The following is a 24,708-nucleotide window of genomic DNA, read 5'->3' as shown; positions in this document are numbered from 1 at the left end:
GGCAAGCTTGAGTTGTTATACTATAACATAGGCAGCAACCAGCCTGAGTTGCCGATCATTCGATTGCCTTCGTTGCCCCGCATACATGAAGCGCGATACGCCAAGACCGATCTAAAGCGCAGATCGGCTGCCCTTAACAAGGATTATCCAATGTCAGCCAAATTGCCCGTCACCGTACTTTCAGGATTTCTCGGTGCTGGAAAAAGTACACTTTTAAATTACGTACTACGTAACCGAGACGGCTTGCGCGTTGCGGTGATCGTCAACGATATGAGCGAAATCAACATCGATGGCAGTGAAGTCCAGCGCGATGTCCGCCTGAACCGCGCTGAGGAAAAGCTCATCGAAATGAGCAATGGCTGTATTTGCTGTACGTTGCGAGAAGATCTACTGGAAGAAGTCAGCAAACTCGCCCGCGAAGATCGCTTCGATTACCTTCTGATCGAATCCACCGGCATTTCCGAACCGCTTCCGGTCGCTGAAACCTTCACCTTCCTTAATGAACAGGGGCAAAGCCTCGCTGACATCGCGCGCCTGGATACCATGGTCACGGTCGTCGACGGGGTGAATTTCCTGCTGGATTACCAGACGGCCGAGAGCCTTGCCTCTCGCGACGAAATGCTCGGTGAAGAAGACGAGCGATCCATCACCGATCTGCTGATCGAGCAGATCGAATTCGCCGACGTCTTGCTGATCAGCAAAATCGACCTGATCAGCCAGCACGAGCGTGAAGAACTCACCGCCATCCTCAAGCGCCTGAATACCCAGGCTGAAATCATCCCAATGACGATGGGCGAAATCTCCTTGGAGAAAATCCTCAACACCGGTCGTTTCGATTTCGAACAGGCCGCACAAGCGCCCGGATGGCTACAGGAATTGCGCGGTGAGCACGTCCCGGAAACACAGGAATACGGCATCGCCTCCACGGCGTACCGCGCCCGCCGGCCATTTCACCCACAACGCTTTTTCAGCTTCATCGATCGGCCTTGGCTGAACGGCAAGCTGCTGCGCTCCAAAGGCTTCTTCTGGCTCGCCAGCAAACCCACCGATGCCGGTAGCTGGTCGCAGGCCGGCGGCTTGATGCGGCATGGATTCGCCGGTCGCTGGTGGCGTTTCGTGCCAAAGAATCAATGGCCCGAGGATCAGGAAAGCGTCCAGACGATCATGGGAAATTGGACCCAAAGCGTAGGAGACTGCCGGCAGGAGCTGGTTTTCATCGGTCAAAACATAGATTTCCTACAACTGTCCGCCGAACTCGATGCCTGTCTGCTGACCGACGAAGAAATGGCAACGGGTGTAGAAGGCTGGCGCTTGCTGCCTGATCCATTCGGTCCTTGGCACGAAGAGGCCGCCTGATGCTCGCACTCAAAGATCAGCCGCTGCTTACCCGTCATCAGCACCAGGGCGTGACCCCGCAAACGTTGACGCGAATCCTGGAAGACCAGACCAATCTCGCCGTCTGGCAACGTCAGCTGCCCGTGCACATTGCCGATTTTGCGCAATTGGTGCTGTCACTCAACGAGCCCTTGGCCGAGTCGCTGTGTCTGGAATTGCCCGACGAAGATGCCGAACCGGATCTCGCCGGTCTGGCTGCAGGGCTGCGTGATCTGCAAGGTTTCGAAGGTTTCATGAGCGACCTTAAATGGCTGATCAGTGCCTTCGCCTGCCTGCTCGGTGCGCGGCGTATCGGCGTGCGTTTGCGTGTGCTGGACAAGGCCATGTGTCCGCGCTTCCACGTCGATCACGTGCCGGTGCGCTTGATCACTACTTACGCTGGCATCGGCAGCCAATGGCTTGAGGAGGGCGCGATGGATCGCCTGCAACTTGGCCAGGCCGATGCCGAACCGCAAGATCCAGCGTCGATTCGCCAGCTCAACAGCGGCGATGTCGCGCTGCTCAAAGGCGAAAAATGGCACGGCAATGAAGGCTTCGGCCTGATCCATCGATCGCCGCAACCGGCGCCCGGTGAACGCCGTCTGCTGCTGACCCTCGACTGGCTCGGCTGACACATCAGGGCTTGCGCCAGACGCCCTGGCTCTGGCCTTCGCAATACGGCTTGAGATACGCCGCGTCAGTGGCCACGCCGTAATAGTGGATATCCTGGCGATAGGGCATATTGGCGACTTGCGCGTTGCTGCATACGCCGAAAGCTCCGTTCGGGCACTGGTCGACGTATTCCACCTCGACCTTCTGCCCGGCCAGCGTCGGTTGGCAGAAGCCATCATTGAACAATTTCTGCGGAATCGTCCGGTTCTGCTGACAGACTTTGACGTCGAGCCGTTCGCCCTGTGTGTGCACCACGCAGGCCTGAGCCCACGCTTCACTCGACAGCAGCGCCAACAGCAACGACCATCCCGACCAGCGCATCTTCGATCTCCTCAATAACTGTCCGCAGAAAGTACCCGCCATGTTGCAGAACATTCCGACCCACGTCATCGCCGGCCCGTTGGGCGCCGGCAAGACCAGCCTGATTCGCCTGTTGCTGGCGCAACGGCCTGCGGACGAACGGTGGGCGGTGCTGATCAACGAGTTCGGCCAGATCGGTCTGGATGCAGCATTGCTGACGAATGACGCCGATGGTATCGCACTGGGCGAGGTGGCCGGGGGCTGCCTGTGTTGCGTCAATGGCGCGCCATTCCAGATCGGCCTCGGCCGCCTGCTGCGCAAGGCCAGGCCAGATCGACTGTTTATCGAGCCATCCGGGCTGGGCCATCCGGCGCAGTTGCTCAAGCAATTGAACGAGGCGCCGTGGCTGGGCGTGCTGGCGGTTCAGCCCTGTGTGCTGGTTCTGGACGCTCAGGCATTGCACGCGGGTAGAGCCTTGCCGGACGCCCAGCAGCAAGCGTTGGCCAGCGCGGGTTTGCTGTTGTTGAACAAGGCGGAAGATCTCGATGAAGCGGTTCGAGAGAAAATCGCCAGCCAGTTTCCGCCCGTCAGGCTGATCTGGACGCAGCAAGCCCAGCTATCTCTGAGCGAGCTGCCGGGGCTGAAAGCAAAAGCAAACGAAGGCGCAGGTAACCTGCCGCTGCCCACTGGATTGGCACAGCTGCCAGCGGTCTGGGGCGATCCGGCCGAACCGATTTGCCTGAGTCAGACGCAGGAGGGCGGGTGGAGCATCGGTTGGCGCTGGCACCCGCGGCAGGTATTTGATCAAGCGCGCATCGCCGATTGGCTGGCCGCTCTCGACTGGAAGCGGGCCAAACTGGTTATCCACACCGCGAATGGCTGGATCTCGGCCAATGCACTGGATAATGCCGAACTGAGTTGGCAAGCCAGCGAATGGCGTAAAGACTCAAGAATCGAGCTGATCTTTGCCGAGCCGCAGAACATCGAACAGCTGAAGATCGATTTGGCTGCATGCCGGATTCAGTGAGTCAGCTCAAGGCTTCCACTTGGTATGTTCCTGGCGCCACTGGCTCAGCTCGATGACTTCGGCGCGAGGCTTGTGCACTTCGACCACCGGCGGTGTGTCGTCGAACGGCGCCGGGTAGGGCGCCAGTTCAATCTGCGCACTGTGCGCGCCGAACTGGGTGACGGTGCCGTTATGGCGGCTTTCGCCGGTCACGGTGAACTCGAAGTTGTAGACCCGCGCCAGTCGTCGGCGACCGTTGGCATCCTTGATCAAACCGATTTTTTTCAGCGCGACGTTACCGTCCAGCAGCTCGACGCCGACATTGGTGCAATGCTGCTTGACCCGCTCCAGCGCGCGCTCGCGCAGGCCGTGGTTGTGCCATAGCCAGGCGCCGGCAGCGGCGAACAGCATCAGCACGAAGATGTTTTCCAGGGTCAGCATCTACATCGAACTCCAAATGATGGCGTCAGCTTAACTGTCTCGCCGGTCTGTCGTACAGGCTGTGTTTCGTCGCATACTGCGCGGCTTGAATTTCAATCGTTTTACGGAATGACCCGAATGAAACGTACGCCTCATCTGCTCGCCATCCAGTCCCACGTGGTGTTTGGCCACGCCGGCAACAGCGCTGCGGTTTTTCCGATGCAGCGCGTCGGGGTCAACGTCTGGCCGCTCAATACCGTGCAGTTCTCCAACCACACCCAGTATGGTCAGTGGTCCGGTGAAGTGCTGGCGCCACAGCAGATTCCCGAGCTGATCGAAGGCATCGCCGCGATTGGCGAGCTGGGCAACTGCGACGCGGTGCTCTCCGGCTACCTCGGCAGCGCCGCGCAGGGTCGGGCAATTCTCAGCGGCGTGGCGCGGATCAAAGCGGTCAATCCAAAGATGCTGTACCTGTGTGATCCGGTGATGGGCCATCCGGAGAAGGGCTGCAGTCTGCCGACGGAAGTCAGCGACTTTCTGCTCGATGAGGCTGCTGCTGTGGCGGACATCATGTGTCCGAACCAGTTGGAGCTGGACAGCTTTTCCGGGCGCAAGCCGCAGTCGTTGTTCGATTGCCTGGCGATGGCCCGTGCGCTGCTGGCGCGGGGGCCGAAAGCGGTGCTGGTCAAGCATCTGGATTACCCGGGCAAGCCGGCGGATGGTTTTGAAATGCTGCTGGTGACCGCCGAGGGCAGCTGGCATCTGCGCCGTCCGTTGCTGGCGTTTCCGCGTCAGCCAGTGGGCGTCGGCGATCTGACCTCTGGTCTGTTCCTGGCACGGGTGCTGCTGGGCGACAGCCTGCTGGCAGCGTTCGAATTCACCGCAGCGGCGGTGCATGAGGTCTTGCTGGAAACCCAGGCGTGCGCCAGTTATGAGCTGCAACTGGTGCGGGCGCAGGATCGCATTGCGCATCCGCGGGTGAAATTCGAGGCTACAGCGATCAGTCTCTGAGACCGGGTCGTCTTTATTCGCGAGCAGGCTCGCTCCCACAGGAAGAATGCATTCCAAATGTGGGAGCGAGCCTGCTCGCGAAAGCCATTTGTCAGGCAACATCAATCAAGGCTGATCAGGCGTCGCCCTTGATCTCCTGATAACGCTTCTCCAGCTCCTGACGAATCTGCCGGCGCTGCTGCGCCTGTATGAAGCGGCGTTTGTCTTCGCTGTTCTGCGGTTGCAGCGGCGGCACGGCGGCCGGCTTGCGCTGATCATCCACCGCGACCATGGTGAAGAAGCAGCTGTTGGTGTGGCGCACCGAGCGTTCGCGAATGTTTTCGGTGACGACTTTGATACCGACTTCCATCGACGTGTTGCCGGTGTAGTTGACCGAGGCCAGGAACGTCACCAGTTCGCCGACATGAATCGGCTCGCGGAAAATCACCTGATCCACCGAAAGCGTTACCACGTAGCGCCCGGCATAACGGCTGGCGCAAGCGTAGGCCACTTCGTCGAGGTATTTGAGCAGGGTGCCGCCGTGGACATTGCCAGAGAAGTTGGCCATGTCGGGGGTCATCAGTACCGTCATCGACAGCTGGGCGTTTCCGGGTTCCATAACGTTCTCACGGGTCAAGGCTGATGGCTGGAAGCGCCTCTGCGGGCGCTTGGTGGCTTTTCGAAAAGCACCGTTATCGGGACGCCGGGCGACACGCTGCCGTCACGCCGCTATCGATCTGTTTCCATATATTGCACCGGCTTCCAGAGCGAAGTCGCGGTGTTAACCTGCAAAAGCCCTGCCCACGGGCAATTCCTACATCAAAAAGCGGATTTTTACCCTGCTCGCGCAGAACGTTCTGACGTCTGTCCGCGCGCCTCGTCATCAAGGAGCCCACGCCATGCATGCCATCAGTTTTATTCAGGACCTGGCAGTGATCATGCTGGTCGCAGGCGTGGTGACCGTGCTGTTCCACCGTTTCAAGCAGCCTGTGGTACTCGGCTACATCGTTGCCGGCTTTATCATCGGCCCGCACACACCGCCGTTCGGCCTGATCCACGACGAAGAAACCATCAAGACCCTGGCCGAACTCGGGGTGATTTTCCTGATGTTCTGCCTCGGCCTGGAGTTCAGCCTGCGCAAGTTGTTCAAGGTCGGGGCGACGGCGTTCATTGCCGCGTTCCTCGAGATCATCCTGATGATCTGGATCGGCTACGAGATCGGCCGCTGGTTCGACTGGAGCACTATGGATTCGTTGTTCCTCGGAGCGATTCTGGCGATTTCCTCAACCACCATCATCGTCAAAGCGTTGAATGACCTGAAGATGAAAAACGAGCGCTTTGCGCAGCTGATCTTCGGTGTGCTGATTGTCGAGGACATCCTCGGCATCGGCATCATCGCGCTGCTGTCGAGCATCGCCGTCAGTGGCACGGTGAGTTCAGGGGAAGTGTTTTCCACGGTCGGCAAGCTGTCGCTGTTCATGATCGTCGCGCTGGTCATCGGCATTCTGTTGGTGCCGCGTTTGCTGGCTTATGTGGCGAAGTTCGAAAGCAACGAGATGCTGCTGATCACCGTGCTCGGCCTGTGTTTCGGCTTCTGCCTGCTGGTGGTCAAGCTCGAATACAGCATGGTGCTCGGCGCTTTCCTGATCGGCGCGATCATGGCCGAGTCTCGGCAATTGTTGAAGATCGAACGACTCGTCGAGCCGGTTCGCGACTTGTTCAGTGCGATCTTTTTTGTCGCGATCGGGCTGATGCTCGACCCGCAGATTCTCATCGAATACGCCTGGCCGATTGCGGTCATTACGGTGGCCGTGGTGCTCGGCAAGATGTTGTCCTGCGGCCTCGGTGCGTTTATTGCTGGCAACGACGGACGAACCTCGCTACGGGTCGGCATGGGGCTGTCACAGATCGGCGAATTTTCCTTCATCATCGCCGCGCTGGGCATGACCTTGCAGGTGACCAGTAACTTCCTCTACCCGGTCGCTGTAGCCGTTTCGGTGATCACCACACTGCTGACGCCGTATCTGATCCGGGCGGCGGACCCACTGTCGATCAAACTCTCGGCGGCCGTGCCCAAGCGGCTCGGGCGGGTGCTCGGCATGTATGGTGAATGGTTGCGCAGTATTCAGCCGCAAGGGGAGGGCGCGCTGCTGGCGTCGATGATCCGGCGGATCCTGTTGCAGGTCGGGGTCAATCTGGCACTGGTGATTGCGATCTTCTTTGCCGGCGCATACTTCGCCGAGCGCATGTCGTTGTGGCTGCAGGACTGGATCAGCGATCCGAGCTGGCAGAAGGCACTGATCTGGGGCGGGGCGTTGCTGGTCTCGCTACCATTTCTGATCGCGGCTTATCGCAAGCTCAAGGCGCTGTCGATGCTGCTGGCGGAGATGGGCGTCAAGCCGGAGATGGCCGGTCGTCACACACAGCGAGTGCGCCGGGTGATCGCCGAAGTGATCCCGATTCTCTCGCTGCTGGTGATTTTCCTGCTGTTGGCAGCCTTGTCGGCCAGTATCCTGCCGACCAACAAGCTGCTGGTGCTGATCGCCGTCGTGGCGGCCGCCGTAGCGGCGCTGCTGTGGCGCTGGTTCATCCGCGTGCATACGCGCATGCAGGTGGCGCTGCTGGAAACCCTCGACAACCACAAGGAGTCGTCGGGGCATTGACCCTCAGGGGCGTCTGGCGGCTCAGCTTTCCAGCCAGACGTCCCGCGCCCAGTGCCACACCGATTCCCATGATTCTTCGGTGATCAGCTCTTCTTCGCCGGACCACAGCACCACGGTGCCGTCTTCTTCAACGCAGTAGTAATTGTCGCCGTCCTGGCAGATCGGAATCAGGTCGCGCGGCACGCCGGCGTCCCAGGCATTGGCGGCAACGTCCGGCAGGTAAGTGTGCGATTGCGGGTCGGTGACGGTTACCGGCTCGAGGCTGCCATAGACCACGTCGCTGACGGTCAGCAAAAACTCTTTGAAGACGAACGGAATGTTGATGAAGAGTTCTTCTTCGATCTCCACCAATTGGTCTTCGTCAGGCAATTCCAATGGAACCGGCACGGGTTCGTTGGCTTCGCGCAGTTGTTCGATGATTTCTTCCACGTCCGGGATCCTCTTGCTTGAATGGCGCGGTTTATATGGGCCGGTTTATACAGTAGCTCGCTATAGATGCAACCGTGAAATGAAAAACCCCGGCCGAGGCCGGGGTTCTGTTACCGCAAGTGAAGCGCAGCAGGGATCAGCCGTTCTGGCGGATACCGGCGACCAGCCAAGGCTGGTTGTCGCCCTGCGGACGTTCCATGTTCCAGCTTTCGCTGAACACTTCGCCCTGGTCGAAACGCGAGGTTTTCGACACGCCGGTGAAGGTCAGGGTGGCGATGGTCTTGTCGGCACGATCGTCGACGCCGTCCAGTTGCACCTGCAGGTTGTCGATGTAGGTCGACTGGAAGCCGTCGCCCAGATCCGCACGCTCACGCTTGAGGAACTCAAGCATTTGCGGGGTCACGAACTCGGCGATCTTGTCCATTTCGTTGGCGTCCCAGTGCTGCTGCAGCGACTGGAAGTGGCTGCGCGCAGCTTCAAGGAAGCGCTGTTCGTTGAACCAGGCCGGTGCATTGATCACTGGACGGGCGGCAACCGGAGCAGCCGAACCACCGAAGATCGAACCCATGGCGGCAGGCTTCTGCTCGAACACTTCACGCTGCATCGGCGCGCCGGCCGGAGCGAATTGCTCCTGCTGCTTGCGACGACGGGCGGCGATGAAGCGGAAGATCACGAACGCGATCAGGGCCATGATCAGGATGTCGAAGATCTGCATGCCCTGGAAGCCGTCGCCCATGAACATCGATGCGAGCAGGCCACCGGCGGCAATACCCGCCAGTGGGCCGAGCCAGCGCGAAGCACCGCCGGCCTTGGCCGCGGCGCCAGCAGCACCGGCAGCGCCAGCGGTCGCTGCTGCGCCGCCCACGCCAGGAGAAGAAGGAGCCATCTGGCTGGTCTGGTGCGTCGGCGCAGCGCCGGCGCTTTTGCCACCACCAAAGCGCTTGGCGTTGGCGTCGAGGCTCATCGTCAGGCCGATGCACAACGCCATGGCGATGCTAAGAAAACGTTTCATAAAGGGTATTCCCGTTTTGTGGAGACACGCGCGCCATGTTGCACAGCTGAAGTGTTACTGGCTAGCGAGAGAGTGTTTCGGGCTTTTGCCTGACAGGTCGCGTTCAGCTTGGCGAGGCAATCAGCCGATGTACTTTTGTCTGTAGGAAAAGGCGATAGGTTCAGAGAGATATGGGCCTCTTGTAGGAGTGAGCCTGCTCGCGATGAGGGTGTGTCAGCTACACATTGGTGACTGACAGACCGCTATCGCGAGCAGGCTCACTCCTACACAAAAGCAATCGAGCCGGGCGTTAGATGGCCTCGAGCTTGGCATAACCGAGCATCAGCCACTTGCTGCCTTCGCTGAAGTTCACCTGCACCCGGGCCTGGGCGCCGGAACCTTCGAAGTTGAGGATCACCCCTTCGCCGAAGATCGAGTGACGTACAGCCTGACCGAGCACAAGACCGGTTTCCGGGATCTCGCTGCCGCTGAACAGATTGCTGCCGCTCATCGACTGGTTGCCGCCGAACGGACGGCTGACGCTGTTGGACAGGCGCACTTCCTGAATCAGGCCTTTGGGCACTTCGCGGACGAAACGCGACACCTTGTTGTAGGTTTCGCTGCCGTACAGGCGGCGGGTCTCTGCGTAAGTCATCACCAGATTCTGCATCGCCCGGGTGATACCGACGTAAGCCAGGCGCCGTTCTTCCTCGAGACGCCCCGGTTCTTCGAGGCTCATCTTGTGCGGGAACAGGCCTTCCTCCATGCCCACGAGGAACACGTAAGGGAATTCCAAGCCTTTGGCGCTGTGCAGGGTCATCAGCTGAACGCTGTCTTCGTGCTCGTCGGCCTGAGTGTCGCCGGCCTCCAGCGATGCGTGGCCGAGGAACGCCGCCAGTGGCGTCAGTTCTTCGTCCTCTTCGGTGTTTTCGAAGTTGCGCGCGGCGCTGACCAGTTCCTCAAGGTTTTCTACCCGGGCCTGACCTTTTTCGCCTTTTTCCGCTTCGTGATAGGCGATGAGGCCGGACTGCTCGATGACGGTTTGCGTCATCAGGTGCAGCGGCATCTCGGCGCACTTGGCGGCGAGGTTCTCGATCAGTTCGATAAACGCACCGAGCGCACTCGCGGCGCGCCCGGTCAGGCCTTTGTTGGCGACCAGTTGGCGCATCGCTTCCCACATCGACACATCGCTGTGTCGCGCATGTTCGCGAATCGCTTCGACGGTTTTTTCGCCGATGCCGCGGGCCGGTACGTTGATCACCCGTTCCAGCGCCGCATCGTTGCCGCGACCTTCAAGCAAACGCAGATAGGCCATGGCGTTCTTGATTTCGGCGCGTTCGAAGAAGCGCTGACCGCCATAGATGCGGTACGGGATGCGCTCGCGCAGCAGGGCTTCTTCAAGCACCCGCGACTGGGCGTTGGAGCGGTACAGAATGGCGATATCGCTACGGGCCAGACCGGTTTTCAGCGCGCTTTCGATGGTTTCCACCACGTAACGGGCTTCGTCGTGTTCGTTGAACGCGGCGTACAGATTGATCGCTTCGCCGTCGCCACCGTCGGTCCACAGCTCTTTACCGAGACGCCCGGTGTTGTTGGCGATCAGCGCGTTGGCGGCTTTGAGGATGCCAGCGGTGGAGCGGTAGTTCTGCTCCAGACGAATCGTCTCGGAATCCGGGAAGTCGGAAGAGTACTGATGAATGTTTTCGATCTTCGCGCCGCGCCAGCCGTAAATCGACTGGTCGTCGTCGCCGACCACCATCAGGCTGTCGCCGCCCTTGCCGAGCAGGCGCAACCAGGCGTACTGCACGGCGTTGGTGTCCTGGAACTCGTCGACCAGAATATGCCGGAAGCGCTTTTGGTAGTGCGCCAGCAGGCCCGGGTGATCACGCCACAGGTCGAGGGCGCGCAGCAGCAGTTCGGAGAAATCGATCACGCCGGCCCGCAGGCACGCTGCCTCGTAGGCTTCGTAGATGCCGCGCATGGTGGCGAGGAACAGGTCGCCGCTGGCTTGAATGTGTTGCGGCCGCAGACCTTCGTCTTTCTGGCCGTTGATGAACCACTGCGCCTGTCGCGCCGGCCAGCGTTGCTCGTCCAGGCCCAGCTCGCGGATCACCCGTTTGACCAGACGCTGCTGGTCATCGCTGTCGAGAATCTGGAAGGTCTGGCTCAGGCCCGCTTCCTGCCAATGCGCCCGCAGCAAGCGGTGCGCGAGGCCGTGGAAGGTGCCGACCCACATGCCGGCCGGGTTGATGCCCAGCAACTGCTCGATGCGATGGCGCATCTCGGCAGCGGCCTTGTTGGTGAAGGTCACCGACAGGATGGAGTGGGGTGAGGCGTTTTCGACCTGGATCAACCAGGCGATACGGTGCACCAGCACTCGGGTTTTACCGGAACCGGCGCCGGCCAGGACCAACTGACGGCCAACGGGGGCCGCTACGGCCTGGCGTTGGGCATCGTTGAGGGAGTTCAGCAGAAGGGAGAGATCATCGCGCATCGGGGCATTCTAGGGTGCGCCGCAGGCCCGGGCAAACCGCGTGTTGCATTAGCCGATGAAAGTGCTGCCGATGACGACCGGTCGGTCATTGGCTGCAGGCTTCGGCCCGTCTCGCTTGAGGGCTTGCCTCCATGCGCAAGCGGCGGAAAAAATCCCTGAAATTGTGATCCGCGGCAGTTTGGCAACGGGATCGGCTTGTGTATGCTCCGTGCACGTTTCGGGCGCACGCCCTCCTTATAAGAACAAGAACGTTGCCCATGACCCTCAGCGCCGAACTGTCGGGCCCCTCCGTGGAGCCCCGGCTAATCCGCAAGCACTATGCCGTCGAAATGGCGGTGGAGCGCACGCGTCTGCTGTATCAGGGCTCGTTGTTGCCCACGCTGTTCATGTTGATTAACGGTCTGGTCTGCGCCGCTCTGCTCTGGAGCCCGCAGCGCTACTTCGTGGTCAGCGTCTGGCTGGTCTGGCTGCTGTCGCTGGTCGCGTTGCGGGTGATTCAGGTGGCCGCGTTCGATTCGGCGATTCCCGATCGCCAGGCCCAGCCGATCTGGTTCCGCATGTTCTTGCTCGGTTCGACCATGACCGGCCTGACGCTGGCTGGAGCCGGTATCGCTCTGGTACCCGCCGACAATTTCATTCAGCAAGCCTGGGTGTTCGGCCTGATCGGCGCGGCGACGCTGTCGGCCAGTGTCGCCTACGCGGTGAGCCTGCCGGCGTTCCTCTCGTTTACCTTGCCGTGCCTGCTGCCAGCGATCGGCTACCTGTTCTGGGGCGGCGACGATCAGGCCCGGGGCTGGGGCTGGCTGGGGCTGATCCTGCTCGGTTCGTTGAGCGTGGTGGCGTGGCAGGTCAATCGGCTGATTGATCGCGGCTTGCTCCGGCGTTTTCAGAATCAGCACCTGATCGAGCATTTGCAGCAAGCACAAACGCGCAGCGAACAACTCAATCAGGAGCTGGGCAAAGAGATCGAACAGCGCCGCTGTGCCGAAGCGCAATTGCGTGAAGCACAGGTTGATCTTGAAAATCGCGTGGCCCAGCGCAGCCGCGAACTGGATGCGGCCAATCAGGCCCTGAGCAAAAGCGAAGCGCGCCTGGCGCTGGCGCTCAAGGCCAGTGAGCTCGGGCTGTGGGACTGGAACCTGCAGACCGACGAAGTCCATCACACGCAGATTCAGGAACTGTTCGGCCTCGCCCCGGAATACGTCACCGCGCTGCTGCGCGACCTCAAGCCGCGACTGCACCCCGAAGACGTGCCGTCACTCAAGTTCGCCCTGGTCGAGCATTTGAAAGGGCGCACCGAGGATTATCAGGTCGAATATCGCCTGCGCCACGGCGACGGCCACTGGGTGTGGATCGAGGACCGTGGTCGCGCCGTGGAGCGCAGCGCCAGCGGCCGGGTGATCCGCATGGTCGGCACCCGCCGCGATATCAGCGCCAGCAAAAACCTCGAAGAGCAGCAGCGGTTGGCGGCGACGGTGTTCGAAGCAGCCAGCGAAGGCATCGTGATTCTCGACCCGGACTACGCGCTGATTGCGATCAACCAAGCGTTCAGCCGTGTCAGCGGTTATGAGATCGACGACATGCTTGGGCGCAACGTCGTCGAGTTGCCGTGCAGCCGCGATGCCCGTCGTCACTACGTGGCGATCCGTCATGCGCTGGAGCAGTACGGCAGTTGGCAGGGTGAGCTGGTGGAAACCCGCAAGAATGGTGAGCTGTACCCGCAGTGGCTGCAGCTCAATGCGGTGCGCGACAGTCGCGGCAATGTCAGCCATATCGTCGGCTTCTTCGCCGATCTCTCAGCGCGGCGTGCCTCGGAAGAGCGCATGCGCTATCTGACTCATTACGACGAGCTCACTGGCCTGGCCAACCGCTCACTGTTCCGCGAGCGTCTGCACGAAGCCCATCAGCGGGTGCGGCAGGGCGGGCGCCGCAGTCTGGCGTTGCTGCACATCAATCTTGATCGCTTCAAATTGCTCAATGACAGCCTCGGCCATGAAGTCGCCGATCAGCTGCTGCAGAAGATGGCGCGGCGGCTGGTCAATGCCTTGCCGGAAGCCGACACCATTGCGCGCCTGTCCGGTGACGAATTTGCCGTGCTGTTCGATGCCTACGGCAATCTGTCGAGCCTGGCGCGGGTGGCGACGCGGTTGTCGGCCAAGCTGCGTTTGCCGCTGAGTGTCGACGGGCATGAACTGGTGGTCAGCGCTTCCATGGGCATCAGCCTGTTGCCGGACAATGCGCGGGAGATTTCAGCGCTGGTCAGCCAGGCGAACATGGCCATGCAGCACGCCAAACATCTGGGCGGCAACAATTTCCAGTTCTTCACCGACAGCTTGCAGGCCAGCACACTCGAACGCTTGCAGCTGGAAAACCACTTGCGCAGGGCTATTGAGGAACGGCAGCTGACCGTGTTCTACCAACCGAAACTGTGCCTGCAGAGCGGTCGCCTGAATGCCGCTGAAGCGCTGGTGCGCTGGGATCATCCGAGCATGGGCCAGGTGCCGCCGGCGGATTTCATTGGCCTCGCCGAGGAGACCGGTCTGATCGGGCCGATCGGTGAATTCGTTTTGCGTCAGGCGTGCTGGCAGGCGTGCGAATGGCAGCGCCAGGGCCTGGCGCCGATCCGCGTGTCGGTGAACCTGTCGGTGCATCAGCTGCGCCAGGGCAAGCTGGTCACTCTGGTGCGGCAGGTGCTGGAAGAAACCGGGCTGGCGCCGCACTGCCTTGAGCTCGAATTGACCGAAAGCCATTTGCTCGACAGCGTCGAACACATCATTGCGACGTTCCAGCAACTGCGCGATCTGGGGGTGAAACTGGCGATCGATGATTTCGGTACCGGTTATTCCTCGTTGAGTTACCTCAAGCGAATTCCGGTGGATTACGTGAAGATCGATCAGGCGTTCATTCGCGGCTTGAGCGTCGGCAGTGCGGACGCTGCGATCACTCGCGCGATCATCGCTATGGCTCACGGGCTGGCGCTGAAAGTCGTGGCAGAGGGCGTTGAGCGGCAGGATCAGCTGGAATTTCTGCGCGTGGAGCGTTGCGACGAGGTGCAGGGTTATCTGATCAGCCGGCCGGTGGACGCTGCCAGTCTGGCCGGGCTTTTGCGCGATCAGGGAAATCCGCAGTAAGGGCTACATACAGCTCAGCGTGCCTGATGCCGGGACATCGAGTTACGCTTTGAGCAGGCAAAATGCCCATTCATGTAGTATAACTACAAGCTTGCTACATCCTTGCCCACAAGAAGAGTCCAGCCCCTTGAATCTGCTGCAACACATCGCCCAGTCACGTCACCTGTTACGCAAGTCGGAGCTCAAGGTCGCCGACCACGTGCTGCTTGACCCTGCGGCAGTGATGCACAGTTCCATGGCCGACCTGGCTCACAGCGTCGGTATCAGCGAGCCGACCATCGTGCGCTTCTGCCGCGCGATCGGTTGTTCCGGCTTTCAGGATCTCAAACTGAAACTGGCGCAAAGCCTGGCCGCCGGTGCCAGCTTCGGCCAGTTCGCGATCCACGAAGACGACTCCGTCGCCGACTACAGCCTGAAGATTTTCGACACCACGCTGCACACCCTGATGGAAGTGCGCGAGAAACTCGACCCGGTGGAGTTGCAGCGCGCAGTGACGCTGATGTCCCAAGCGCAGCGTGTCGAGTTCTACGGCTTCGGTGCTTCCGGTGCGGTGGCGGCGGATGCACAGCACAAGTTCTTTCGTTTGCTGTTGACCGCGGCGGCGTATTCCGACCCGCACATGCAGGCGATGTCAGCGGTGACGCTGAAGCCCACCGATGTGGCGATCTGTATTTCCCAGTCGGGGCGTTCAAAGGATTTGTTGATCACCGCAAACCTTGTTCGCGAGAGCGGGGCATCGCTGATCACCCTGTGCCCGAGCCAGACGCCATTGGCGGAGTTGTCGACGGTGAACCTCGCGATCGATGTACATGAAGACACCGAAATCTATACACCACTGACTTCGCGTATCGCCCACCTGGTGGTGATCGACGTTCTGGCGATGGGCGTGGCCATGGCGCGCGGGCCGAGCCTGGTCAATCACCTCAAGAGCGTCAAGCGCAGTCTGCGCAGTTTGCGTTTGTCTCCAAAAGCCGTGAAAGCCCTGGATGATTGAGCAAGGTCGTTCCGACCTTGTTCGCGAGCAGGCTCGCTCCCACAGGGGATCTCCTGAGAACATAAATTCTGGGTCATAACGGGATCAAATGTGGGAGCGAGCCTGCTCGCGAAAGCGTCTTCAACAACAGCACATCCCTGCGCACATTTCATCACATTGTCATCCCGGCGCAGCCAAACCGTCATCCCCCACGCCTATCGTGAAACTCCCGTACTCGCCCTGGGAGACTCGAAATGGCTCAGCCCTACGAAGAACGCAACAGCGCCGCGAAAACCCGTCGTCAGCAGGAAGATCAGCGCCGCATGGAATTTCGCCGCGCAATTGAAGATCGCTTCGAACTTCGCCAGCTTCAGGCCGAGATCGGCGATTTTCCCGAGATCACTCACTGGCAGGCAGCGCCCGCAGCTTCCCGTCGAAACGCTCAACCAACGCAATAATCTGCGCCCGTTCGCTGCGGATAAACGCCAGGAAGGCGTGCGCCACCGGTGACAGCCGTTTGGCTTTGGCCTGCACCAGACACCAGCTGCGCATCAGCGGCAACTCTTCGACCGGCAGCTCGACCAGGCCGCCGGTCGCCAGCTCCAGGTTCAGGGCGTGGCGCGTCAACAGCGCCAGGCCCAGACCCGCCAACACGCATTCGCGCTGGGCTTCGGCGGACGCCACTTCCTGGGTCTGGGTGAAGTGCACGCGCTTTTCCTTGAAGTATTCCTCGCAGGCCAGACGCGTGCCCGAGCCTGGCTCGCGGATCAGCAGCGTATACGGCTCGAGATCCTGCAAGCGCAACGGGCCCATGTGCGCCAGCGGGTGATCCGGGCGCGCCACGGCGACAATCGGATTGTTCAGAAACGGCAGAAACTCCAGGCCCATGTCCTGCGGCACCATCGACATGATCACCAGATCATCGCGGTTGTCCGAGAGACGGCGAATGACTTGGCCACGGTTGACCACGGTCAGCTGCAAATTGACTTCCGGATGCTGGCGCTTGAACGCAGCGAACAGGTGCGGCACAAAATATTTGGCGCTCGATTCCACTGCCAGTTTCAGTTGGCCCTGCAGTGATCCCTGCATGTCCGACAGTTGCATATCGAGGTTTTCCAGGCGCCCGAAAATGTCGCGACTGGCACGTTGAAGCGCTTCCGCCGCCTCGGTCATGTAGAGTTTTTTGCCGACATAATCGAATAGCGGCTGGCCGATCAGCTCTTCAAGCTGACGAATCTGTAGGCTGACGGCCGGTTGTGTGAGGGACATTTCCTCGGCGGCGCGGCTGTAGGAGCGCAGATCGCACACTTCATTGAAGATTTGCAGTTGACGCAAGGTCATACGCATCAATGACTTACGCATATTATTCGGGCTCGGTTGGCGGTCGGATATTTCGACTATAAGTGTTTACTTATGCATGACCCAATTATTATTCATTTTTGTTAATCCCTTGGCAGCGCTAGTGTGGACCTGCGACCGAATTGAAACATTTGGTCACGCGTCGACCTGGGTCTAGCAGGTCGTGGTGCCACCGGCTCAAGGGAACCTCCAAGTGATAAAAAAGATCCTGATCGCCAACCGTGGTGAGATTGCCGTACGAATCGTACGAGCCTGCGCCGAAATGGGCATTCGCTCGGTTGCGATTTTCTCCGATGCCGATCGTCATGCCTTGCATGTGAAGCGTGCGGACGAGGCCCACAGCGTCGGAGCCGAGCCGCTGGCCGGCTACCTGAACCCGCGCAAGCTGGTGAACCTGGCGGTGGAAACCGGCTGCGATGCGCTGCACCCCGGCTACGGTTTCCTGTCGGAAAACGCCGAGCTGGCGGAAATCTGCGCCGAGCGCGGTATCAAATTCATCGGCCCGTCGGCGGAAGTCATCCGGCGCATGGGCGACAAGACCGAAGCGCGGCGCAGCATGATCAAGGCCGGCGTACCGGTGACGCCCGGTACCGAGGGCAATGTCTCCGGCATCGAAGAAGCCTTGGTCGAAGGCGACCGCATCGGTTACCCGGTGATGCTCAAGGCCACCTCTGGTGGTGGCGGTCGCGGTATCCGTCGCTGCAACAGCCGCGAAGAACTCGAACAGAACTTCCCCCGGGTCATCTCCGAAGCCACCAAGGCGTTCGGTTCGGCGGAAGTGTTCCTGGAAAAATGCATCGTCAATCCCAAGCACATCGAAGCGCAGATCCTTGGCGACAGCTTTGGCAACGTCGTGCACCTGTTCGAGCGTGACTGCTCGATCCAGCGCCGCAACCAGAAGCTGATCGAGATCGCGCCCAGCCCGCAGCTGACCCCGGAACAACGCGCCTACATCGGCGACCTGTCGGTGCGTGCGGCCAAGGCTGTGGGTTACGAGAACGCCGGTACCGTGGAGTTCCTGCTCGCCGAGGGCGAGGTGTACTTCATGGAAATGAACACGCGGGTGCAGGTGGAACACACCATCACCGAAGAAATCACCGGCATCGACATCGTCCGCGAGCAGATTCGCATCGCTTCCGGCCTGCCGCTATCAGTGAAGCAGGAAGACATCCAGCACCGTGGCTTTGCGTTGCAGTTCCGTATCAACGCCGAAGACCCGAAGAACAACTTCCTGCCGAGTTTCGGCAAGATCACCCGTTACTACGCCCCCGGCGGCCCGGGCGTGCGCACCGACACGGCGATCTACACCGGCTACACCATTCCACCGTTCTACGACTCGATGTGCCTGAAACTGGTGGTTTGGGCACTGACCTGGGAAGAGGCGATGGACCGTGGCCTGCGCGCCCTCGACGACATGCGTCTGCAGGGCGTGAAGACCACCGCCGCCTACTACCAGGAAATCCTGCTCAACCCGGAATTCCGTAGCGGCCAGTTCAACACCAGCTTCGTTGAAAGCCACCCGGAACTGACCAACTACTCGATCAAGCGCAAACCCGAAGAGCTGGCCCTGGCCATCGCCGCCGCCATCGCCGCCCACGCAGGCCTATGAATGAAGCAGCTGCGAGCTTTCAGCTGCAAGCGGCAAGTAAAAGCAGATTGGCTTTTCTTGCAGCTCGTAGCTTGAAGCTTGCCGCTATGAGGAGATACCAATGACTAAGAAGATCTTCGTTACCGACACCATCCTGCGCGACGCTCACCAATCGCTGCTCGCCACCCGCATGCGCACCGAAGACATGCTGCCGATCTGCGACAAGCTCGACAAGGTCGGCTACTGGTCGCTGGAATGCTGGGGCGGCGCGACGTTCGACGCCTGTGTGCGCTTTCTCAAGGAAGACCCGTGGGAGCGCCTGCGCCAACTGCGTGCGGCGTTGCCCAACACCCGTCTGCAAATGCTCCTGCGCGGGCAGAATCTGCTCGGCTATCGCCATTACAGCGACGACGTGGTCAAAGCTTTCGTCGCCAAAGCAGCGGTGAACGGCATCGACGTGTTCCGCATTTTCGATGCGATGAACGATGTGCGTAACCTGCGCGTGGCCATCGAAGCGGTGAAGGCTGCCGGCAAACACGCACAGGGCACCATCGCCTATACCACCAGTCCGGTGCACACCATCGATGCTTTCGTCACCCAGGCCAAGCAAATGGAGTCCATGGGTTGCGACTCGGTGGCGATCAAGGACATGGCCGGTCTGCTGACCCCGTATGCCACCGGTGAACTGGTGCGCGCGTTGAAAGCCGAGCAGTCGCTGCCGGTGTTCATCCACTCCCACGACACCGCCGGCCTGGCCGCCATGTGCCAGCTCAAGGCGATCGAAAACGGCGCCGACCACATCGACACCGCAATCTCCAGCTTCGCCTCGGGCACCAGCCATCCGGGCACAGAGTCGATGGTTGCCGCGCTCAAGGGCACCGAGTACGACACCGGCCTGAATCTGGAGCTGCTCCAGGAAATCGGCCTGTACTTCTATGCCGTGCGCAAGAAGTACCACCAGTTCGAAAGCGAATTCACCGCCGTCGACACCCGTGTGCAGGTCAACCAGGTGCCGGGCGGGATGATCTCCAACCTCGCCAACCAGTTGAAAGAGCAGGGCGCTCTGAATCGCATGGGCGAAGTGCTCGCAGAAATCCCGCGCGTACGTGAAGACCTCGGCTTCCCGCCGCTGGTGACCCCGACCTCGCAAATCGTCGGCACCCAGGCGTTCTTCAACGTACTGGCCGGCGAGCGCTACAAGACCATCACCAACGAAGTGAAGTTGTATCTGCAGGGCGGCTACGGCAAGGCGCCGGGCGTGGTCAATGAAAAGCTGCGGCGTCAGGCGATCGGCAGCGAAGACGTCATCGACGTGCGCCCGGCCGATCTGCTCAAGCCGGAAATGACCAAGCTGCGTGCCGATATCGGCGCACTGGCCAAGTCCGAAGAAGACGTACTGACCTTCGCCATGTTCCCCGACATCGGCCGCAAGTTCCTCGAAGAACGCGCCGCCGGCACTCTTACGCCGGAAGTGCTGTTGCCGATCCCGGAAGCAGGTGCCGTTGCTTCGGCAGGCGGCGAGGGCGTGCCGACCGAGTTCGTCATCGACGTCCACGGCGAAACCTACCGCGTCGATATCACCGGTGTCGGCGTCAAGGCCGAAGGCAAGCGCCACTTCTATCTGTCCATCGATGGCATGCCGGAAGAAGTGGTGTTCGAACCGCTCAACGAGTTCGTCGGCGGTGGCAGCAGCAAACGCAAACAGGCCTCGGCGCCAGGCCACGTCAGCACCACCATGCCCGGCAACATCGTCGATGTGCTGGTCAAGGAGGGCGACACCGTCAAGGCGGGCCAGGCGGTACTGATCACCGAAGCGATGAAGATGGAAACCGAAGTCCAGGCCGCCATTGCCGGCAAGGTCACCGCGATTCATGTGGCCAAGGGCGACCGGGTCAACCCGGGCGAAATCCTCGTCGAGATCGAAGGCTGAGATAACAGTCGCGATCCAACGCTTTAAACCTCGGGGGAGCAGGTGCTCCCCTTTTTTTGCCTGTGATTTTCGATATTTCTCAGCTCGCTTGAGGAGCCGATGTGGGAGCGAGCCTGCTCGCGAATGCGTCGGACGAGCCAACATCATCTGCAAGTGATCCACCGCTATCGCGAGCAGGCTCACTCCTACATCGGGAGCGTGCTTAATCCATCAGAACGCCATGCGCCATTGACCCGCTACGCCATATGTTCGGCTGTCGTTGCCCAGCTCACCCGTCAAGCCCACGCCCAGCGTGTGCGCCGCTGAAATACCAAGATCGACCCCCGCATCCACCGACAGAGCGTTCCTATCCAGTGCCGCGCCGGTCACTTCGAAACGCTTGCCCCCCTTGAGCAGTTGTTGGCGAGTGTCGCTGTCGATCTCGTCGAAAGTATGTTTCCAGCCGGCGCTCAATCGCGGAGTCAAATGCATGCCGTTATCCAGCGTGTTGACCTGCGCAACCCGCAGACCGAAGGTGCTGCTGAAGTTGTCGCGGGTCTGGCCGTAGACTTTCAATGCCGCGTCGCCTCCTTTTTCGTTGTAGCTGTCGCGCTGATAACGCTGATAGCCGAGGCTGGCGAAGGGTTCGAGGGTCACGTTGTTGCGGCCCAGGTTGAACCCGGCCTCGGCAAATGCTTGCTGAGTATTGGCGTCGTAATTGCCCTTGAGACGATCGCTGAAACCCTTGAACGCTACCCGCCGTGTGCTGCTGCCGTCATGGCTGGCGTAGGTAGCGCCGAGACGCAGCGATAGCGGGCCATCCTGACGCACGGCGTAGGCGCCGAGGTGCCAGCTGTCGAGGTCGCCGTCGTACTGGCGGGCATCGAGTTTCGTCTGCGATTTGCCGCCGAGCAGGCCGACATGCCAGTGCTCGTCGAGTCGCCAGTCAGCGCCCATGACCAGCCCTTGAGTGGCATGTTGAAGGATGCCGTCGGCGTCGCGGTCAATCTTGCCGCCGTGGCCCAATGCCTGAAACCACACCCGCCCGGAGCCTTCGCTGCCCGAGGCCTGATGAGTTGAACTGCGCGAGCCGTCAGTAGAGCCGGAACGGTTGTCCAGTTGGCGCATCGCCGAGAGCATGCTCGCACTGACCGGCGTGACACTGCTCAGTGTGGCTTTGGCGAGATTGGCATTGCTGCCGGCGGCGAGTTGATCGAGCGCGATCGGAGCCGTGGCTTTGTCACTGATCAGCAGCGCCGCGACGGCGGTGTTGATGGGCTTTGCAGGCTCGGACGTGGGCTGTGCGGTGGTTTGTGCAGTTACGATTTCGTTGGGTATCGATGATTCCACCGATGCGGAGTCTTCAATCAAGGTCGCAACTGAGGTCAGGGCAGGGGCTGGAGCTGCTATCACCGCTCTCATTGAAGCTGGAGCGGGCGTTGTCGCGATCGGTACAGCGGGAGAAGTCGGCTGCTCTGGCTCGATAATACTGCCTGCAAGTTCGCCTGCATTTTCTGTAAGAGCGAGGCTTTGAAGCGGTTCACCATTGCGAGCGTAAGTCAGTCCAACCGACTTCTTGTTGTATTGAGCTGTGGCGGTCATATAGGCCAGATCGTTCTCTATCCTGCCGAATTCGCCTTTTACCTCTCGGGCCTCAATGATTTTGTATTGGCTGCTCTGCGGATATTCACCGGGAGCCGAAACAATTTTCAGGGTGGCACCTTCGAGTTGGGCTGTACCATCGACCTTGATCGTCTGACCACCAGCGGGAGTGACCTCGTAAGACAAATCGGCACCAGGCGCCAAGTGCAAATTACCTTTCACTCGCGGTGCGCCAAGCGCTGCATTGACGGTGAGCAGCCCACCCACCTCAAGATTTCCCACCGTGCCTTTACCGGCGAAACTGCCGCCATTCTGGACATACACATCGCCCTTGATGCTGCCGAGGTTGGTCAACGCTCCACCGCTGTTGACCAGAACACCTTCATGGAAATCGCCTTTGGAGCTCAGCGTCCAGTTGCCTTGGGCGACGAATAACCCATTGAAGTTGCGCGTGTCGTTCAACGTGCCGCCATCCGCAGCATTAAGGAACAACACATTATCGCCCTTGCCGCCATCCAGCCGACCCGTGAAGCTTGCGCCGTCGGTTAGAGTAATCAAGTCGTTGACGTCAGTCCCTTTGAACAAGGTTTCCGGTGTCGTAAAGGTTATCGGTACCGTGCTCGCGTCGGTGAGAAAACCCTGTAGCCGTTCCATCGCCTGTTGCCTGGGGTTGGTTTCGGGCTGCTCCGTCGTTTCCATGCTTGGGGGCTGCTCTATTGCTTCAGTGGATTGCTCGGCGTTAGCCAGCGCTACGCCACCCATTGCCAATGAAATAGCCAGAGCCAAGTGTTTTGGTGCGAATAGGTGTTGAGTGGGCATCAAGTTCGACCTCCTTATCGAGAAGACCCAACTCTATTGCTGCCCGAAAAAACCGATGTCGGCCGCTTCCCGCATCCACGCAGGCGACATCGGATCGTTGTGTAGAAAATCCTCACTGGTTTTCACAAAACAGAGCTTTTGCGCAGTGGTGGCTGTTCTTTTTCCTACGGCTTTCTCCCGTTGAAGAACCTTCACCGGTGGCACGTCAGACCCTTAACTGCATTAATTTGCGTTCAGCCAGCCACATGGGAATGCTAATCTGCATTTTGTTGCAGATATTCCTGCGCACAAGACTGCTTGGATGCACTATATTGCATGTTATGGGAATTTTTCCTCGTTTAACTGCATTAAAATGCACATGGAATCAACATGTACAGCCTGACACTCCAGATCTTCACCGCCGGGCAATGGCACGACGCGATGATTCTTGATTTCGATAATCCGGAAAAAGGCTTCGAAAGCCGCTGCAGTTTTGGCTATGAAGCGGACTATCTGGTGGAAAACATTGAGTTGATCGGGTCGCCTTTTTCCCAAGCCGTGAGTGCCCTGTATCCGCTGGATTGGGAAGGTCGGCGCGCGAAGACGCCAGCCTTTGTCCACGACATCGCACCGGCAGGCGCAGCCAAGCGGTTTCTACTTGCCCTCCTGGGTCAGGAAAGACCCGCCGAGATCAGCGCCGATCTGTTTCTGCTGGGCCGCAGTACACCGGCCCCCATTGGCAACATGCGAATAAAGGAATCGGCGGAAGCAGTCGATGAAAGGAAGCCGATCGGATTCAAGCGCGAGGAGGTCATTAGCCGCGACAATCGCTTTCTTGAATATGCCTACGAGCTGGGCGCGGCCATCGGTGGCGCGACGGGGGCAGGTGGTGAAGCTCCGAAGAGAACAGTGCCGGGCTTCTGTATCCCGATGCGGTATTGGACGATGAAGAAGTGCGACAGCACTGGTTCGTGAAATTCGCCAGAAACAGGGGCGGGCAGACCGACCAGGACATCCTGCGCAGCGAATTCCATTACTACAAAGCGCTGCAGACACTGGGCATCGAAACGGTCGCGGCGGAAGGCCTGGCCTTGGAAGAGGCGAGCAAACCGAGTGTGTGGATGCGGCGTTTTGATCGACAAGTGAAAGATGGGGCGGTGTCGCGTTTCGCCGTCGAATCGGTTTATTCGCTGGCTGGAGTGACGACGCCAGGCAGTGCCATGAATCATCTGGAAGTGATCCGCATGCTCGCCGGGCTCTGGCGCAAAGCGGGTCAGGCCAGCCAGATTCCCAGCCTCGTCGCCGATTATCTGCGTCGCGACCTGATCAATAAAATCCTCGGAAACTCCGATAACCACGGTCGTAACACGGCGATTATCCGGCAAGAGAACGCTTTCCAGCTCGCGCCTATTTATGACCTCGCCCCGATGGTCATGGATGACGAAGGCGTGACTCGTACGACCAAGTGGCCAAAAGAGTTGGAGCGGGCGGGAGATGTCGATTGGCGAGGTGCCTGCCGCGTATTGGCCGATAGCGCGGATCCGCACGAATCGTTGACGGGGCTGGATGCCTCAGCGCTGTTCGAAGGCCTGCGCGCGGATGCCCGCCGTCTGGCCGCACTGCCGGATATTCTTGCAGCCAGCGGTTTGCCCGCCAGAACCATGAATCACCCGAGCGTTCACCTGAAAAACCTCGAGCAACGTTTGAAAGAGTGGGACCTGCAATGAGTCTGACCGTCCTCGAGCGCACGGCGCTCATCGAAAGCATTCAGCAAGCGCTGGCCGAAGGCACTCTGGAAATCGGTGACGCCGTGCGCCGTTTACGGGTCGAAGTCACCGGTCTGCATCAGACTCAGTTCGCGAAGATGTGCAAGATTTCAGTGCGCACGCTGGTGCATATCGAACATGGCGAAGGCAATCAGACCCTGAAGTCGCTGAACGCGGTGTTCCGCCCCTTCGGCATGAAAATGGGCGTTGTGCGAATACGCCGGGACACCATTTGAATGCACC

19 protein-coding genes and 1 pseudogene are annotated in these 24,708 nt (G+C 60.0%); 12 read left to right on the top strand and 8 right to left on the bottom strand.

All coding sequences use genetic code 11. The features are described from left to right. The first annotated feature begins 150 nt into the window (after positions 1-150). Entirely contained in the window at positions 151-1,356 is a 1,206-nt protein-coding gene (gene zigA, locus ACZZZ4_RS08755) for a zinc metallochaperone GTPase ZigA (RefSeq protein ID WP_463547638.1), read from the top strand. Next, the gene (locus ACZZZ4_RS08750; RefSeq protein WP_463547637.1) at positions 1,356-2,006 is read left to right on the top strand and encodes a DUF1826 domain-containing protein; all 651 of its coding nucleotides are present in this window, start codon (positions 1,356-1,358) and stop codon (positions 2,004-2,006) included. Before zigA ends, ACZZZ4_RS08750 begins: the two co-directional genes overlap by 1 nt. A gap of 4 nt (positions 2,007-2,010) precedes the next feature. Here the strand turns inward: ACZZZ4_RS08750 and ACZZZ4_RS08745 are convergent, their stop codons facing one another. Continuing rightward, positions 2,011-2,367 (bottom strand): NADH:ubiquinone oxidoreductase, encoded by a 357-nt coding sequence (locus ACZZZ4_RS08745; protein ID WP_463547636.1) that lies wholly within the window; start codon positions 2,365-2,367, stop codon positions 2,011-2,013. A gap of 40 nt (positions 2,368-2,407) precedes the next feature. Here ACZZZ4_RS08745 and ACZZZ4_RS08740 point away from each other — a divergent pair, with 40 nt between their 5' ends. Then, entirely contained in the window at positions 2,408-3,373 is a 966-nt protein-coding gene (locus tag ACZZZ4_RS08740; RefSeq protein WP_463547635.1) for a CobW family GTP-binding protein, read from the top strand. Between the two features lie 6 nt (positions 3,374-3,379). Here ACZZZ4_RS08740 and ACZZZ4_RS08735 read toward each other — a convergent pair whose 3' ends face one another. Then, positions 3,380-3,793: a DUF3301 domain-containing protein gene (locus ACZZZ4_RS08735; protein ID WP_076564658.1), complete on the bottom strand. Its 414-nt coding sequence runs from the start codon at positions 3,791-3,793 to the stop codon at positions 3,380-3,382. A 117-nt stretch (positions 3,794-3,910) separates the two neighbouring features. On the opposite strand from ACZZZ4_RS08735, the gene pdxY reads away from it, so the two are divergent. Then, on the top strand, positions 3,911-4,783 hold the full coding sequence (gene pdxY, locus ACZZZ4_RS08730) for a pyridoxal kinase PdxY (protein WP_463547634.1): 873 nt from the start codon (positions 3,911-3,913) through the stop codon (positions 4,781-4,783). 115 nt (positions 4,784-4,898) lie between these two features. On the opposite strand, the gene ACZZZ4_RS08725 is transcribed toward pdxY, so the two are convergent. Continuing rightward, the gene (locus ACZZZ4_RS08725; protein WP_094469908.1) at positions 4,899-5,381 is read right to left on the bottom strand and encodes an acyl-CoA thioesterase; all 483 of its coding nucleotides are present in this window, start codon (positions 5,379-5,381) and stop codon (positions 4,899-4,901) included. A gap of 280 nt (positions 5,382-5,661) precedes the next feature. Between ACZZZ4_RS08725 and ACZZZ4_RS08720 the strand changes: the two genes are divergently transcribed. Beyond that, positions 5,662-7,425 carry a cation:proton antiporter gene (locus tag ACZZZ4_RS08720; protein ID WP_129997989.1) on the top strand — a complete coding sequence of 588 codons (1,764 nt, stop codon included), beginning with the start codon at positions 5,662-5,664 and terminating at the stop codon, positions 7,423-7,425. A gap of 21 nt (positions 7,426-7,446) precedes the next feature. Here ACZZZ4_RS08720 and ACZZZ4_RS08715 read toward each other — a convergent pair whose 3' ends face one another. The 3 genes from ACZZZ4_RS08715 to uvrD form a co-directional block, all read right to left on the bottom strand. Further along, complete coding sequence (locus ACZZZ4_RS08715) at positions 7,447-7,854, bottom strand: SMI1/KNR4 family protein (protein WP_024164487.1); 408 nt, start codon at positions 7,852-7,854, stop codon at positions 7,447-7,449. Positions 7,855-7,990: 136 nt separating this feature from the next. Continuing rightward, entirely contained in the window at positions 7,991-8,866 is an 876-nt protein-coding gene (locus ACZZZ4_RS08710) for a Tim44 domain-containing protein (protein ID WP_039757261.1), read from the bottom strand. 289 nt (positions 8,867-9,155) lie between these two features. Further along, on the bottom strand, positions 9,156-11,339 hold the full coding sequence (gene uvrD, locus ACZZZ4_RS08705) for a DNA helicase II (RefSeq protein WP_039757262.1): 2,184 nt from the start codon (positions 11,337-11,339) through the stop codon (positions 9,156-9,158). A gap of 257 nt (positions 11,340-11,596) precedes the next feature. Between uvrD and ACZZZ4_RS08700 the strand changes: the two genes are divergently transcribed. The 3 genes from ACZZZ4_RS08700 (at position 11,597) to ACZZZ4_RS08690 (ending at position 15,901) form a co-directional block, all read left to right on the top strand. Continuing rightward, on the top strand, positions 11,597-14,470 hold the full coding sequence (locus ACZZZ4_RS08700; RefSeq protein WP_463547633.1) for a putative bifunctional diguanylate cyclase/phosphodiesterase: 2,874 nt from the start codon (positions 11,597-11,599) through the stop codon (positions 14,468-14,470). A gap of 127 nt (positions 14,471-14,597) precedes the next feature. Then, the gene (gene hexR / locus ACZZZ4_RS08695; RefSeq protein ID WP_007962240.1) at positions 14,598-15,464 is read left to right on the top strand and encodes a transcriptional regulator HexR; all 867 of its coding nucleotides are present in this window, start codon (positions 14,598-14,600) and stop codon (positions 15,462-15,464) included. 233 nt (positions 15,465-15,697) lie between these two features. Further along, positions 15,698-15,901, top strand: a complete 204-nt coding sequence (locus tag ACZZZ4_RS08690; protein WP_080769340.1) for a PA3496 family putative envelope integrity protein — start codon at positions 15,698-15,700, stop codon at positions 15,899-15,901. On the opposite strand, the gene ACZZZ4_RS08685 is transcribed toward ACZZZ4_RS08690, so the two are convergent. Continuing rightward, positions 15,843-16,805, bottom strand: coding sequence for a LysR family transcriptional regulator (locus ACZZZ4_RS08685; protein ID WP_039757269.1), 963 nt, complete (start codon positions 16,803-16,805; stop codon positions 15,843-15,845). The two genes, ACZZZ4_RS08690 and ACZZZ4_RS08685, sit on opposite strands and share 59 nt — an antisense overlap. 190 nt (positions 16,806-16,995) lie before the next feature. On the opposite strand from ACZZZ4_RS08685, the gene ACZZZ4_RS08680 reads away from it, so the two are divergent. Together ACZZZ4_RS08680 and oadA are read left to right on the top strand one after the other, a co-directional pair. Next, on the top strand, positions 16,996-18,411 hold the full coding sequence (locus ACZZZ4_RS08680) for an acetyl-CoA carboxylase biotin carboxylase subunit (protein WP_463547632.1): 1,416 nt from the start codon (positions 16,996-16,998) through the stop codon (positions 18,409-18,411). A gap of 100 nt (positions 18,412-18,511) precedes the next feature. Next, the gene (gene oadA / locus ACZZZ4_RS08675; protein ID WP_039757270.1) at positions 18,512-20,320 is read left to right on the top strand and encodes a sodium-extruding oxaloacetate decarboxylase subunit alpha; all 1,809 of its coding nucleotides are present in this window, start codon (positions 18,512-18,514) and stop codon (positions 20,318-20,320) included. A gap of 210 nt (positions 20,321-20,530) precedes the next feature. Here the strand turns inward: oadA and ACZZZ4_RS08670 are convergent, their stop codons facing one another. After that, positions 20,531-22,720 (bottom strand): autotransporter family protein, encoded by a 2,190-nt coding sequence (locus tag ACZZZ4_RS08670; protein ID WP_463547631.1) that lies wholly within the window; start codon positions 22,718-22,720, stop codon positions 20,531-20,533. 369 nt (positions 22,721-23,089) lie between these two features. On the opposite strand from ACZZZ4_RS08670, the pseudogene ACZZZ4_RS08665 reads away from it, so the two are divergent. Beyond that, a pseudogene (locus ACZZZ4_RS08665) lies at positions 23,090-24,426 on the top strand (HipA domain-containing protein). Beyond that, positions 24,423-24,701, top strand: a complete 279-nt coding sequence (locus tag ACZZZ4_RS08660) for a helix-turn-helix domain-containing protein (protein ID WP_039757273.1) — start codon at positions 24,423-24,425, stop codon at positions 24,699-24,701. Before ACZZZ4_RS08665 ends, ACZZZ4_RS08660 begins: the two are co-directional and overlap by 4 nt. Positions 24,702-24,708: the final 7 nt, after the last annotated feature.

Source organism: Pseudomonas sp. AC252, from assembly GCF_979258105.1.
This window is presented reverse-complemented; position numbering and strand designations above follow the sequence as displayed.

Bases quoted from the DNA above. Each gene is read 5' to 3' on its own strand.
- zigA (WP_463547638.1), top strand. From the start codon at position 151: ATGTCAGCCAAATTGCCCGTCACCGTACTTTCAGGATTTCTCGGTGCT.
- pdxY (WP_463547634.1), top strand. From the start codon at position 3,911: ATGAAACGTACGCCTCATCTGCTCGCCATCCAGTCCCACGTGGTGTTT.
- ACZZZ4_RS08720 (WP_129997989.1), top strand. From the start codon at position 5,662: ATGCATGCCATCAGTTTTATTCAGGACCTGGCAGTGATCATGCTGGTC.
- ACZZZ4_RS08740 (WP_463547635.1), top strand. From the start codon at position 2,408: ATGTTGCAGAACATTCCGACCCACGTCATCGCCGGCCCGTTGGGCGCC.
- ACZZZ4_RS08685 (WP_039757269.1), bottom strand. From the start codon at position 16,805: ATGCGTAAGTCATTGATGCGTATGACCTTGCGTCAACTGCAAATCTTC.
- ACZZZ4_RS08750 (WP_463547637.1), top strand. From the start codon at position 1,356: ATGCTCGCACTCAAAGATCAGCCGCTGCTTACCCGTCATCAGCACCAG.
- uvrD (WP_039757262.1), bottom strand. From the start codon at position 11,339: ATGCGCGATGATCTCTCCCTTCTGCTGAACTCCCTCAACGATGCCCAA.
- ACZZZ4_RS08745 (WP_463547636.1), bottom strand. From the start codon at position 2,367: ATGCGCTGGTCGGGATGGTCGTTGCTGTTGGCGCTGCTGTCGAGTGAA.
- ACZZZ4_RS08670 (WP_463547631.1), bottom strand. From the start codon at position 22,720: ATGCCCACTCAACACCTATTCGCACCAAAACACTTGGCTCTGGCTATT.
- ACZZZ4_RS08710 (WP_039757261.1), bottom strand. From the start codon at position 8,866: ATGAAACGTTTTCTTAGCATCGCCATGGCGTTGTGCATCGGCCTGACG.
- oadA (WP_039757270.1), top strand. From the start codon at position 18,512: ATGACTAAGAAGATCTTCGTTACCGACACCATCCTGCGCGACGCTCAC.
- ACZZZ4_RS08690 (WP_080769340.1), top strand. From the start codon at position 15,698: ATGGCTCAGCCCTACGAAGAACGCAACAGCGCCGCGAAAACCCGTCGT.
- ACZZZ4_RS08735 (WP_076564658.1), bottom strand. From the start codon at position 3,793: ATGCTGACCCTGGAAAACATCTTCGTGCTGATGCTGTTCGCCGCTGCC.
- ACZZZ4_RS08660 (WP_039757273.1), top strand. From the start codon at position 24,423: ATGAGTCTGACCGTCCTCGAGCGCACGGCGCTCATCGAAAGCATTCAG.
- ACZZZ4_RS08725 (WP_094469908.1), bottom strand. From the start codon at position 5,381: ATGGAACCCGGAAACGCCCAGCTGTCGATGACGGTACTGATGACCCCC.
- ACZZZ4_RS08700 (WP_463547633.1), top strand. From the start codon at position 11,597: ATGACCCTCAGCGCCGAACTGTCGGGCCCCTCCGTGGAGCCCCGGCTA.